At 61.9% G+C, this 13,089-nt stretch carries 6 protein-coding genes; 3 read left to right on the top strand and 3 right to left on the bottom strand.

Annotated features, from left to right (window positions below):
* Positions 1 to 144: 144 nt before the first annotated feature.
* The 3 genes from recC to recD are packed head-to-tail and all read left to right on the top strand — an operon-like array spanning position 145 to position 9,409.
* Positions 145 to 3,630 (top strand): exodeoxyribonuclease V subunit gamma, encoded by a 3,486-nt coding sequence (gene recC / locus L4G42_RS24325; RefSeq protein ID WP_237261263.1) that lies wholly within the window; start codon positions 145 to 147, stop codon positions 3,628 to 3,630.
* Positions 3,627 to 7,325 carry an exodeoxyribonuclease V subunit beta gene (gene recB / locus L4G42_RS24330; RefSeq protein ID WP_237254260.1) on the top strand — a complete coding sequence of 1,233 codons (3,699 nt, stop codon included), beginning with the start codon at positions 3,627 to 3,629 and terminating at the stop codon, positions 7,323 to 7,325. Before recC ends, recB begins: the two co-directional genes overlap by 4 nt.
* Positions 7,322 to 9,409 carry an exodeoxyribonuclease V subunit alpha gene (gene recD / locus L4G42_RS24335; RefSeq protein WP_237254259.1) on the top strand — a complete coding sequence of 696 codons (2,088 nt, stop codon included), beginning with the start codon at positions 7,322 to 7,324 and terminating at the stop codon, positions 9,407 to 9,409. The genes recB and recD overlap by 4 nt, the downstream gene beginning before the upstream one ends.
* A 3-nt stretch (positions 9,410 to 9,412) precedes the next feature.
* On the opposite strand, the gene L4G42_RS24340 is transcribed toward recD, so the two are convergent.
* The 3 genes from L4G42_RS24340 to L4G42_RS24350 all read right to left on the bottom strand — a co-directional run bounded on the left by L4G42_RS24340 (position 9,413) and on the right by L4G42_RS24350 (position 13,086).
* On the bottom strand, positions 9,413 to 10,963 hold the full coding sequence (locus tag L4G42_RS24340) for an amino acid ABC transporter permease/ATP-binding protein (protein ID WP_237254258.1): 1,551 nt from the start codon (positions 10,961 to 10,963) through the stop codon (positions 9,413 to 9,415).
* A gap of 165 nt (positions 10,964 to 11,128) precedes the next feature.
* Entirely contained in the window at positions 11,129 to 11,947 is an 819-nt protein-coding gene (locus L4G42_RS24345) for an ABC transporter substrate-binding protein (protein WP_237254257.1), read from the bottom strand.
* A 74-nt stretch (positions 11,948 to 12,021) separates the two neighbouring features.
* Positions 12,022 to 13,086 (bottom strand): isopenicillin N synthase family dioxygenase, encoded by a 1,065-nt coding sequence (locus L4G42_RS24350; protein WP_237254256.1) that lies wholly within the window; start codon positions 13,084 to 13,086, stop codon positions 12,022 to 12,024.
* Between the last annotated feature and the right edge of the window lie 3 nt (positions 13,087 to 13,089).

Consider the following 13,089-nt stretch of genomic DNA (forward strand, 5'->3'; position numbering starts at 1 on the left):
TTGCGCGAAAAAAAGGGCAACCACTCTTCACTGCATTACCACCACAAAAGAATGTTTGCCAGCCGCCCCAACAAGATCGACCGCTAACGAGTCTTCTCCCTCTGTTAGTCTTCTCCCTCTTTAGAAAGACCAAGGGACGCAGCTATGCCGGTGACATCCAATCTCAACCCCGGGTTTATGGTGGTCCATGGGAATCGCCTGGATGAGCTGCGTGGCCTTGTGGTGTCATGGATGCGGCGTTACCCCCTCACTCCGCTTGAGAACGAGGTTGCGCTGGTACAAAGCAACGGCATTGCGCAGTGGCTGAAGCTCGCTTTGGCCGAAGATGCACAGGACGACGATCAAGGGGGTTGCGGCATTGCCGCTGCGATCGATGTGCAGCTCCCTGGCAGTTTCATGTGGCAGCTGTATCGTGCGGTGTTGGGCAAGGCCGAGATTCCGGAAACCTCGTTACTTGATAAAGCTCCCCTGACCTGGCGTTTGATGCGTCTACTGCCTGGCCTGATTAATCAGCCACACTTCGAGCCGCTGCAGCGATTCTTGACGGCCGACACCGACCTGCGCAAGCGCTATCAGTTGTCCGAGCGGCTCGCTGACCTGTTCGACCAATATCAGGTGTACCGCGCCGACTGGCTGGAGGATTGGGCTGCTGGCAGGCACCAACTCCGAACCGCTAGGGGAGAGGCAAAGCCGCTGAAGGCAGAGAACTGCTGGCAAGCCGAATTGTGGCGTGCGCTGCTCCATGATGTCGGGGCAGAGGGCATGGCCCAGAGCCGGGCCGGCGTGCATCAGCGTTACATCGAACGTATCAACAGCCTGACCGAGGCACCGGCCGGTTTGCCGGCGCGGGTGATCGTTTTCGGCATTTCGTCATTGCCTGCCCAGGCATTAGAGGCGCTTGCCGGGCTGGCTCGTTTCAGCCAGGTCCTGCTCTGTGTTCACAACCCCTGCCGCCATCATTGGGCGGACATCGTGGCTGACAAGGATCTCCTCCGTCACGAATACAAACGCCAATCGCGAAAACCCGGCATGCCGGTGGTGCTGAACCCTGATGCGTTGCACCAGCACGCTCACCCGTTGCTGGCTGCGTGGGGCAAGCAGGGGCGTGATTACATCAATTTGCTCGACAGCCATGACGATCCAAACAGTTACCGGTCGATCTTTCGCGACGGGCGCATCGACCTGTTCAGCGAGAGCGAGCCCACGACCCTCCTGAACCAACTCCAGGACGATATCCTCGATCTGCGCCCATTGAGCGAGACCCGTGACGTCTGGCAGCCTGTGGACATAAAGACCGACCGCTCGATTCGTTTTCATGTCGCCCACAGTGCCCAGCGCGAAGTGGAGGTGCTGCATGACCAACTGCTCGCGCGTTTCAGCAAGGATCCGGACCTTCGCCCGCGGGATGTCATCGTAATGGTGCCGGACATCGACAGCTACGCTCCTCATATTCGCGCAGTGTTTGGCCAACTGGATCGTGATGATCGTCGTTTTATCCCTTTCACCCTCGCCGACCAGGGCCAGCGGGGCCGTGATCCGTTGCTGATCGCCGTCGAGCACTTGCTGAAGATTCCGGACAGTCGATTCCCGGTCAGTGAAATCCTTGATCTGCTGGACGTTCCCGCATTGCGCGCGCGATTTGGCATTGATGAGCGTGACCTGCCGACGCTGCATCGCTGGATTGAGGGAGCAGGTGTGCGGTGGGGACTCAATGCGAAGCAGCGCGAAGGGCTGGGTCTGCCGGAACAGCTTGAGCAGAACAGCTGGCATTTTGGGCTGCGTCGCATGTTGCTGGGTTACGCCGTCGGTGCGGGTGCGGCATACGACGGCATTCAGCCGTATGACGAAATCGGTGGGCTGGATGCGGCCCTGATTGGCCCGCTGGTGTCCCTGATCGACGCGCTTCAGGTCGCGCACAATGAACTCTCCCAGCCCGCGACGCCCGCGATGTGGGGCGCGCGCCTTCAGGCGATCATGCAGCTGTTCTTCATGGCGGACAGTGAGCACGACGACTACCTGCTCAGTCAGCTGGAAACCCTGCGTGAAACCTGGCTGCAGACCTGCGAGACCGTTGGCCTGGAAGAAGAGTTACCGTTGACGGTCGTGCGTGAAGCCTGGCTGGCCGGGCTTGATCAAGGTCGGTTGTCCCAACGCTTTCTGGCCGGATCGGTCAACTTCTGCACGCTCATGCCGATGCGCGCCATTCCATTCAAAATCGTCTGCCTGCTGGGCATGAATGACGGCGATTACCCCCGCGCTCAGCCGCCGTTGGATTTCGATCTGATGGGCAGCGATTACCGTCCCGGCGACCGTTCCCGTCGTGAGGATGATCGTTATCTGTTACTCGAAGCGCTGCTGTCCGCCCGTGATCAGCTGTACATCAGTTGGGTGGGGCGCAGCATTCGCGACAATTCTGAGCGGCCGGCTTCGGTGCTCATCGGGCAGTTGCGCGATCATCTGTCCAGCGGTTGGCGGCTGGCCGATGCCATCGAGCCCGAGGACGATAAAAAGCGTGATCCGGGTCAGCAGTTGCTGCACAAACTTACCGTCGAACATCCGCTGCAGCCGTTCAGTGCCAAGTACTTCCAGGAGAGCCCGGAGTTCTTCAGCTTTGCCCGCGAGTGGCAAGTGCTGCACGAAGCCGTCACCGAAGCAGGCGAAACGGAAGCGCTGCAAAAGCACCAGCAGGAAGAGCCCTTGAGCCTGATGCAGTTGCAGGATTTCCTGCGTAATCCGGTCAAGCACTTCTTCAGCCAACGCTTGAAGATATTCTTTGAGGTCGCCGAAGCGCCATTGGCGGACGAGGAGCCGTTCGTGCTCGATGCACTCGAGCGTTATGGCCTCAGCGACAGCCTGCTGCAAGCGGCGCTCACTGACCCCGAGCGCATTCATGAATCGCTCACCGCTCAAGCAACACGCTTGCAGGGCAGCGGCTTGATGCCGATGGCCGGGTTCGGCACGTTATTGCAGGATGAACTGATCGAACCGCTGCCCGACCTCGTCGCCCGCTATCACGAGCTGCTGATTCGCTGGCCGGTGCGGCTGCACAGCGCGCTGCCGGTCAGTTATCAGCATGATGGCGTCGAACTCGATGGCTGGGTCGATGGGCTTTATCAAAACCCTCAGAACGAGTTACTCGCGATCACCGCTATCCCCAATGCCATTGCCAGCAAGAAGACGCGCAAATGGCATCGTCTGACAACGCCGTGGGTAAACCACCTGGTCGCCTGCGCGTGCGATCTGCCGTTGACCACCGCGCTGGTGGCCAGCGACGAAACCCTCTTGCTGCCGCCGCTGGACAAAGACACCGCCACGCGTACGTTGAATGACCTGCTGCTGGCCTGGCATCAAGGCATGCAGCGACCGCTGCCGATTGCGGTGAAGACGGCATTTGCCTGGCTCGGGCAGAACGATGAAATCAAAGCCGAAGCTGCCGCGCGCAAGGCCTATGAAGGCGATGGCCAGAACAGCAAGGGTGAGCGTGCCGAAAGCACTGCCCTGGCGCGTCAGTTCCCGGACTTCGACGCGTTGCTGGGCAGCGAGGAATTCGTGGATTGGTGCGAGGCCTTGTACAAACCGATTTTTGAAGCGCCCTGGCAGGCACTTTCTCGCGAGGAGGCCGGCGCATGAGTGATGCACAACAACCTCTGGCGCTGCGCTTCCCGCTGAAAGGCAGCCAGCTGATTGAAGCCAGCGCCGGCACCGGCAAGACGTTCACCATCTCGGCGCTGTACCTGCGTCTGGTGTTGGGGCATGGCAGCGAAATTTCAGGTTTTGGCCGTGAGCTGTTACCGCCGCAGATTCTGGTGGTGACGTTCACCGATGCAGCAACCAAGGAACTACGCGACCGTATTCGTACGCGACTGGCGGAAGCCGCGCGGTTCTTCCGTGAAGAAATCGAAGCGCCTGACGCACTGATCGCCGGTTTGCGTGACGAGTTCGATGCCGAACAATGGCCCGGGTGCGCCAGCCGTCTCGATATCGCGGCGCAGTGGATGGACGAAGCGGCGGTGTCGACGATTCACAGTTGGTGTCAGCGCATGCTGCGCGAGCATGCCTTCGACAGCGGCAGCCTGTTCACCCAAAGCCTGGAAACCGATCACAGCGATTTGCTGGGCGAGGTGCTGCGCGATTACTGGCGCAAGTTCTGCTACCCCATGAGCGGTGACGCGTTGCTTTGGGTGCGCGAGAACTGGAGCGGCCCTGCGGCCCTGCTGCCAAGGGTGCGCGCGTTGTTCGGCAGTGAACGGGCGAGCGTGACCCAAACGCCCACGCAGATCATCGAACAGTCGATCCAGGAGCGTCGCGAAACCCTCAGGCAGCTCAAGGCGCCATGGGCCAACTGGGCTGCTGAGCTGCATGCGATCTGCATCGACGGCGTCGCCTGCAAAGTGGTCGATGGCCGCAAGATGCAGGAGCGTTATTTCAGACCCTGGTTCGACAAACTGACCTCTTGGGCGAATGACGACGAACAGGAGCAATTGGACCTCGGCACAGGCTTCACCCGGCTGACCCCCGACGGCATCGCAGAAGCGTGGAAGAACAATCCGCCATCGCACCCCGCGTTCGAGGCGATGGTCGAACTGAAGGTTGCGCTGGACACGCTGCCAACACCTGATGCAGCGGTGCTTGAGCACGCGGCGCAATGGGTCGGCGCGCGTTTTGAAGAAGAGAAGCGGCGCCGTGCTGAAATGGGTTTCGACGACATGCTGCTGCGCCTGGACGCTGCGTTGCGCGGCAGCGGTGGCGAGCGTCTGGCGACCCTGATCCGCGAGCAGTTTCCGGTCGCGTTGATCGATGAGTTTCAAGACACCGACCCGGTGCAGTACCGCATTTTCGACAGCATCTACCGGCTTGAGGCCAACGACGAGAGCACCGGCCTGTTCCTCATCGGCGACCCGAAGCAGGCGATCTATGCCTTTCGCGGCGCCGACATCTACACCTACCTGCGCGCCCGACAGGCCACCACCGGACGCTTGCACACGCTGGGCACCAATTTCCGCTCCAGCCACGCGATGGTCGACGCCGTGAACCACGTGTTCACGCGCGCGGAAACGAGCGAGGCCGGTCGCGGCGCATTCCTGTTCCGCACGCCTGAGGACAATCCCGTGCCGTTTCTGGCGGTCGGGTCTCAGGGCCGTAAAGAGACTTTGCAGGTCGACGGTCAGGTGCTTGCGGCGCTCAACGTCTGGCAGCTGGAAACCGATCAGCCGGTGTCGGGCACGGTCTATCGCCAGCAACTGGCGGCGAGCTGCGCCAGTGAGATCGTGCGCTTGCTCAACGCCGGACAACAAGAGCGGGCAGGTTTTGCGAAAGCCGGCGAGCCGCTGAAAAAGCTGATGCCCGCCGACATCGCGATTCTGCTGCGTGATGGCAAGGAAGCCCAGGCGGTGCGAGGCGAATTGTCGGCGCGTGGCGTGCGCAGTGTGTATCTCTCGGACAAGGACTCGGTGTTCGCGGCGCAAGAAGCCCACGATTTGCTCGCCTGGCTCAAGGCCTGCGCCGAGCCTGACGCCGAGCGAACCCTGCGTGCCGCATTGGCCTGTATCACCCTCGCGTTGCCGCTGGCCGAACTTGAGCTGCTGAATCAGGACGAGCTGGCGTGGGAAAACCGCGTCATGCAGTTTCGGGATTACCGACGCCTCTGGCGCACCCAAGGCGTGCTGCCAATGCTGCGGCGGCTGCTGCACGACTTCAAACTGCCGCAGGCGCTGGTTCAGCGAACCGATGGCGAGCGTGTGCTGACCAACCTGCTGCACCTCAGCGAACTGATGCAGCAGGCCGCCGCTGAGCTGGATGGCGAGCAGGCCCTGATTCGTCATCTGAGCGAGCACCTGGCGCTGTCCGGTCAAGCGGGGGAAGAGCAGATCCTGCGCCTCGAAAGCGATGAGCAACTGGTCAAGGTCGTGACTATCCACAAATCCAAAGGCCTGGAATACCCGCTGGTGTTTCTGCCCTTCATTTGTTCGACGAAGCCAGTGGACGGCAGCCGTTTGCCTCTGCACTTCCACGACGCCGATGGCCACGCCCAGATCAGTCTCAAGCCCACGGCGGCGCTGATCGATCAGGCGGATGACGAACGTCTGGCGGAGGACCTGCGTCTGCTGTACGTAGCACTGACCCGCGCGCAACACGCGTGCTGGCTGGGCGTTGCCGATCTCAAACGCGGCAGCAACAGCGCCTCGATACTGCATCGTTCGGCGCTGGGCTATTTGCTCGGCGGCGGGCAGAAGCTGGCTGAGTCAGTGGCATTAGGCCAATGGCTGCGATCATTGGCGCAAGACCACCCAGCCGTGAAGGTTGAGCCTGTGCCGGTGCCCACCACCGAGTCCTTCAGCGCGCCGCGCAACGAGGTCGCGTTGAGCAAGCCGCGCGTACCCCGGCGCAGTGCCCGGGAGAACTGGTGGATTGCGTCCTACAGCGCGCTGCGCATCGGCGACACCATCACCGACAGTGGCGATCAGTCGCCGGACAGCCCGCAGGCGCAGAAGCTGTTCGACGATGAGCGTCTCGACCCGGATGCGCCGCGCGAGGTGACGGTCAGTGGTGGCGATATCCACCGATTCCCGCGCGGCCCCAACCCCGGCACCTTCCTGCACGGCCTGTTGGAGTGGGCCGGCGAGAAGGGTTTTGCCGAAGCGGCTGCTGATCCGCTGTCGCTGGAGAAAGTCGTTGCCCAGCGCTGCAACCGTCGCGACTGGAAAGGCTGGATCAACACGCTATCCGACTGGCTGCAGCACTTGCTGACCCTGCCGCTGCGTTTGGGCACGGACGTGCAGCCCATGGCCTTGTGCGAGCTGGATCAGCCGAACCAGTACCGCGTCGAAATGGAGTTCTGGTTCGCCTGCTCGAAGGTCGATGTGGCGCAGATGGACGCGCTGGTTCGCCGCTACACCCACAACGGTGCGCCGCGGGCGGCGGCAGAAACGGTCTCGCTGAACGGCATGTTCAAGGGCTTCATCGACCTGACGTTCGAGCACGAAGGTCGTTACTTCGTTGCCGATTACAAATCCAACTGGCTGGGCGTCGACGACGATGCCTACACCGAGCAGGCGATGGAAAACTCGATTCTGGACAACCGCTACGACCTGCAATACATGCTCTATCTGCTGGCCCTGCACCGGCAGCTCAAGGCGCGGCTGGCCGATTACGATTACGACCGGCACATGGGCGGCGCGGTGTACCTGTTCGTGCGCGGCAGTCGTGCGGCGAGTCAGGGTGCGTGGTTCACCCGACCGCCCCGCGAGCTGATCGAAGGCCTTGACCTGCTGTTTCAGGGGCGAGCGCCGGTCGCGGCCGACGCGCTGTCAGGAGACCTCGCATGAACCGCACCTTCGCTCACTTAATGCCCACGGCGCTGGACGCCGACAGCCTGGCCGACCTGAAGCCCCTCAGCCGCGTGGAGGATTTGCTGCTGTTGCTGCAACGCTGGGTCGAACGCGGCTGGCTGCGCGCGCTCGACAAAGCCTTCGTGGCGTTTCTGGCTGATCTTGATCCTGGCGCCGATTCGCTGGTGTTGTTGGCGGCCACTCTGACCAGTCACCAGTTGGGCCACGGCCACGTTTGCCTGGACCTCTACGAAACCTTAAAAGAGCCGGACTTCGCCCTGTCACTTCCGCCCGAGGGCGATGTGTTGTTGACACCGATGCTGTTGCCGTCCTCGCTGCTCAAATCCCTCGACGGCGCGACGTGGTGCAAGGCGCTGGAAGCCAGCGCGCTGGTTGCTCACGCCGGGGATGTCAGCGAAGCCGCAGCGCAGAGGCCTCTGGTTTTATCCGATCGACGGCTGTACCTGCGCCGTTACTGGACCTATGAACGGCGGATCGATGCGGCGTTGCGTTGTCGACTGGCTCAGGTGGAAACGGGGTTCAGCGATTTGCCCCAGCGGCTGGATGCGCTGTTCGGCCCGGCCATCCAAGCGCCTGACGCCTTGATCGACTGGCAAAAGCTGGCCTGCGCTCTGGCAACCCGTGGCGCGTTCAGCATCATCACCGGCGGCCCCGGCACGGGCAAAACCACTACGGTCGTGCGTTTGCTGGCGCTGCTGCAATCGCCGGCGGTTGAGCGTGGCAAACCGTTGCGCATTCGCCTCGCGGCACCGACCGGCAAGGCCGCGGCACGGCTGACCGAGTCGATCAGTCATCAGGTGCAGTCGCTGCAAGTGTCGGAAGAGGTGCGGCAGAAGATCCCCAGCGAAGTCACGACGGTTCACCGGTTGCTGGGCAGTCGTCCGGGCACGCGGCATTTCCGTCATCACGCGGGTAACCCGTTGCCGCTGGATGTCCTGGTGGTCGATGAAGCCTCGATGATCGACCTGGAAATGATGGCCAACTTGCTCGACGCGTTGCCGCCTCACGCGCGCATGGTGCTGTTGGGCGACAAGGATCAACTGGCGTCGGTTGAGGCCGGCGCGGTGCTGGGCGATTTGTGCCGCGATGCGGAGGCGGGCATGTACAGCCCGCAGACCCAGGCGTGGCTTGAATCGGTCAGCGGCGAAGATCTTTCCAGAAGCGGTTTGCAGCAAGGCGACGACCAGCATCATGCGCTGGCTCAGCAGGTAGTGATGCTGCGCCATTCCCGGCGTTTCGTGGCGGGCAGCGGCATCGGTCAGTTGGCCAAGCTGGTCAATCAGCAGCAGGACCAGGACGCGCGTGCGTTGCTCGCGGCTCGCCAATACCCGGACCTGTTTTCCCTGGTGCTCAAGGGTGAGCAGGACCGTGCGCTGTCGCGGCTGCTGCTCGACGGTCACGGCGACGGTCCGCAAGGTTACCGCCATTATCTCGGCGTGATGCACGCGCAGCGACCGCAAGACCTGACGCAGATCGAAGACTCGCGCAGCGTCGAGTGGGCGCGGCATGTCTTGAATGCGTTCGATGAGTTCCAGCTGCTGTGTGCCGTGCGCAAAGGACCGTGGGGTGTGGAAGGGCTGAATCGACGAATCACGGAAACGCTGTTCAGCGCCGGGCTGATCGAGAGCGATCATCAGTGGTACGAGGGCCGCCCGGTGCTGATGACGCGCAACGACTACGGACTGGGTTTGATGAACGGCGACATCGGCATCGCCCTGCGTCTGCCCGAAGGGCCGATCGAGGAAAACCGTCAGGCGCTGCGCGTCGCATTTCCGCGCAACGACGGCAGCGGCGGCGTGCGCTTCGTGCTGCCGAGCCGGCTCAATGATGTGGAGACGGTGTACGCGATGACGGTGCACAAATCCCAAGGCTCGGAGTTCGCGCACACGGCGTTGATTCTGCCGGAGGCGCTGAACCCGGTGCTGACCAAGGAGTTGATCTACACCGGCATCACCCGGGCCAAGCACTGGTTCAGCCTGATCGAGCCGCGTCAGGGCGTGTTTGAAGAAGCGCTGCGGCGCAAGGTCAAGCGCTTGAGCGGGTTGATGTTGGGGCTGTGAGGCTCACGCCTCTTTGAGCGCCGGCGCTTGTTGCGTAACGGCGTGATCCAGCCCCATAAACGTGCGCACGCGCGCGCCGCACTGGTTGGCAAGAATCGTCTGCGGTGCGGCGTCGACCTGCACGATGCCGTTCTCCATGAAGATCACCCGGTCGGAAATCGACAGGGCGAAGTCCATCTCATGGGTCACGATGAGCATCGTCATGCCTTCTTTTGCCAGGTCGGCAATGACCTTCAGCACGTCGCCCACCAGCTCCGGGTCCAGCGCAGAAGTCGGCTCGTCGAAGAGCATGATCTGCGGGTCCATCGCCAGGGCACGGGCAATCGCCACGCGCTGTTGCTGACCGCCGGAGAGCTGATGCGGGTATTTGTGCGCGTGGGCCAGCAGCCCGACCTTGTCGAGCAGGGCGTAGGCGCGTTGCTCGCTGACGTCCCGGTCGCGGCCGTGATAACGCGGCGCGAGGGTCACGTTGTCGAGAATGGTGCGGTGGGGGAACAGGTTGAAGTTCTGAAACACCATGCCGATGCGCTGCACGCCACGTCGAATCTGCGGCGCGTTGGGATTGTCTCCCGCATGAATGTAGCCCTCGCCAAACAGGATGATCTCGCCCCTGTCGATGGTTTCGAGGCTGTTGACCGTGCGAATCAGCGAGGTCTTGCCCGACCCTGAGGGACCGATGATGGAGATGACCTGCCCGGCGTCCACCTCCAGATTAATGCCCTTGAGCACCTCATGCTGCCCGTAGCTTTTGTGGATGTTGACCAGTTGCAGCGCTGGCGCAGACCCCGAGCCTGTTGCCGGCTGGCGTACTACCGCGGGCTGCGCGACCAGGCTGGCGCGCAGGTTAGTCAGGGCAGTGTCGTCGAGGGTCTGCGGCTTGCGATTGCTCAACTCCAGGTGTTGCTCCAGCCAGTGAAACAGCCAGCCGAACACCGTGACGATCATCACGTAATACACCGCGACGGCTGACAGCGTTTCCATGACCAGAAAGTTTTGCGCGTACAGGCGTTGGCCGACGGTCAGTAGTTCGGTCAGGGAAATCACTGAGACGAGCGAGGTCAGTTTCACCACGGTGATGTATTCATTCACCAGCGTTGGCAGGGAGATACGAAAGGCCTGGGGGATGACGATCAGACGCTGCATGCCGATGAGACCGACGCCCAAAGCGCGGCCCGCTTCTTTCTGGCCCTTGGCAACGGAGATCAGGCCGCCCCGGTGGATCTCCGCCATGTACGCCGCTTCCGTGACCACCAACGCCAGAAGACCGGAATAGAAGGGATTGGAAAGCACGTCGCGGGTGACCGGAAACATCTGCGGCAGGTTGTAGGTGAACACCACCAGCACCAGCAGCGGGACGCTGCGGAAGAACCAGATATAAATCGACGCCGGCACGCTGATCCAGCGCGCGGTCGAGAGTTTGGCCGACGCCAGCAGGAAACCCAGCAGCATGCCGATGAACCAGCCCAAGGCGCTGAGTTCGATCACGGTGATGCAGGATTCCCAGAAGTCAGCGACCGAGAACAGAGAAAAAAAGTAGGACCATTCGAATTGCATACACACCTCAGCGGGGCGGGGCCCGGCGGGATTCTCTCATCAGGCGCGCCCCCCTGTAGGAGCGCGCTTGCCCGCGATGACTTAGGTACAGTCGCTACATCTTTATCGTCTGTCCGGGCCAATCGCGGGCAAGCGCGCTCCTACAGAAGGGCGAGCATCAAGCCGTCAGTTGGCGGGCTCTTCCAGGTTGTATTTCTTCAACAGCGCAGCGTATTCGCCGGATTTTTTGGTTTCGTCGAAGGCCTTTAGTAACGCCTGATACAGCTCGTCATTGCCCTTCTTCACGTAGATGCCAAGCGTTTGCTGATAGATGGAATGCTCGGTGCTGACCACCACGCGGCCCTTGGTGCGTTCGGCGATCATGCCGGCGGCGCCGTCGATTTCTACCTGCGCCTGCACGTTGCCCGACAGCAGCGCCTGGGTCACTTCCGGTGCAGACGGGAATTCGCTGACGGCTACTGGGCCTTTGCCCTTCGGCACGCAGTATTCGGCAGACAGCTTGTTGAACTGGGTGACCCACGTGGTGCCTTTTTCCAGGCCGATTTTCAGCCCGCACAGGTCTTCCGGCACCTTGGGTTTGAGCGGGCTGTCCTTGAGCACCATGATCGCCGCGCCCGTCACGGCGTAGGGGATGGTCTGGGCCTGGGTCTGGCGCTCCGGCGTGATGTACATGCCCGAAATGATCGCGTCGTAGTGCCCGGCATTGAGGCTGAGAATCAGGCTGGAGAACTTGGTGTCGACAAACTCCGCTTTGAGGTCCATGTGCTTGGCAAGCAGGCGCGAGAGGTCAGGGTCGGCACCGACGACGTTCTTCTTCTCGTCATAGGATTCGAATGGCGGGTAGGTGATCTCCATGCCGACCTTGAACTGCCCGGGCGTCACCGTGGTGGCAGCCTGCGCGGCGGTTGCAGCAACCAGGGATGCGCCGAGCACGGCAGAGGCAAGCACGGTCAAGCGGACAGCAGTGTTCAAAGTGTTGCGCATCGTCGGTGACTCCACGTCAGGAAGGTAGGGCTGGGTGTGCTGCGTATTCGGGTGATGCAGGGCGCCGTATCGCATCACGATACGTCCTGTGTCTGATTCTTCAGATGGCCGAAGCTCGACGGCTTGCGCGCCTTTTCGTACAGCTTGAGTTCGCCGTTCTCGACCTTGCGCCGCAGGTATTGGTAGGTCTGCAACGCCTGACCGAACATGTGCTCGCCGATGGTGATTTCTTCGTAGTCGGCAGTGCCCTTGTCGAACTGCGGAAGGGGCTTGATCTGGGTGTGGAAGTCGCAGGCGAAGAACAGCGGAAACGAATAGCGCTCCTCGCTGACCGTGCGTACTCGATGAGCCGTAGCAACGAACGTACCAGCGGTCATGACCTCCAGCATGTCGCCGATATTGACCACAAACGCGCCATCCACCGGCGGCGCGTCGATCCACTGACCCAGGTCGTTCATCACTTCCAGTCCGGGCTTGTCGGCCAGCAGCATGGTGAAGCACTCGTAATCGGTGTGCGCACCAATTCCGGGCGCGTCCTGGGCGGCGCCGTCGAACGGGTAATGAATCAAGCGCAGCTTCGACGGCGGACGGGTGACCATCGCTTCGAAGTAGCCTTCCTCCAGGCCCAGCGCCAGCGCAAAGCCATCGAACAGGCGGCGGCCCAAGGCAAACACCGCCGCGTAATACGCTTCCACCGCAGGGCGAAAACCGGGCAGGTCAGGCCATTCGTTGGCGCCGATCAGCGGGGTTTTGGCGATCACCAGCGGGTCTTCGTCGCCCACTTCAAAACCGATATCGAAGGCTTCCTTGTGGTCCGGCTTGCCCTTGGCGTACACCTCTTCGCCCTCGGGCACGAAGCCTTTGTGGCTGCGTGAAGTGCCGATGTAGTGCTGCATTTTGTAGTCGAGGGATTGGGCGAACAGGTCCTTGGCCGCCTGACGCAGACCGTCGATCAACGACGGTGCAATGCCGTGATTCCTGACGTACAGAAAGCCCACTTCCCGCGCCGCCCTGCCCAGTTCGTCGGCAACGGCCTGACGCAAAGCAATGTCGGGGCTGAACATCCCGGCGATATCGACCACCGGGATGCTGCTGAAATTGGCGACCTTCGGGGCTGCCGTGTGCGACGGATCTGGCATGAC

The sequence above is a fragment of the Pseudomonas petrae genome (assembly GCF_021728295.1).
GTDB classification, from domain to species: Bacteria; Pseudomonadota; Gammaproteobacteria; order Pseudomonadales; family Pseudomonadaceae; genus Aquipseudomonas; species Aquipseudomonas petrae.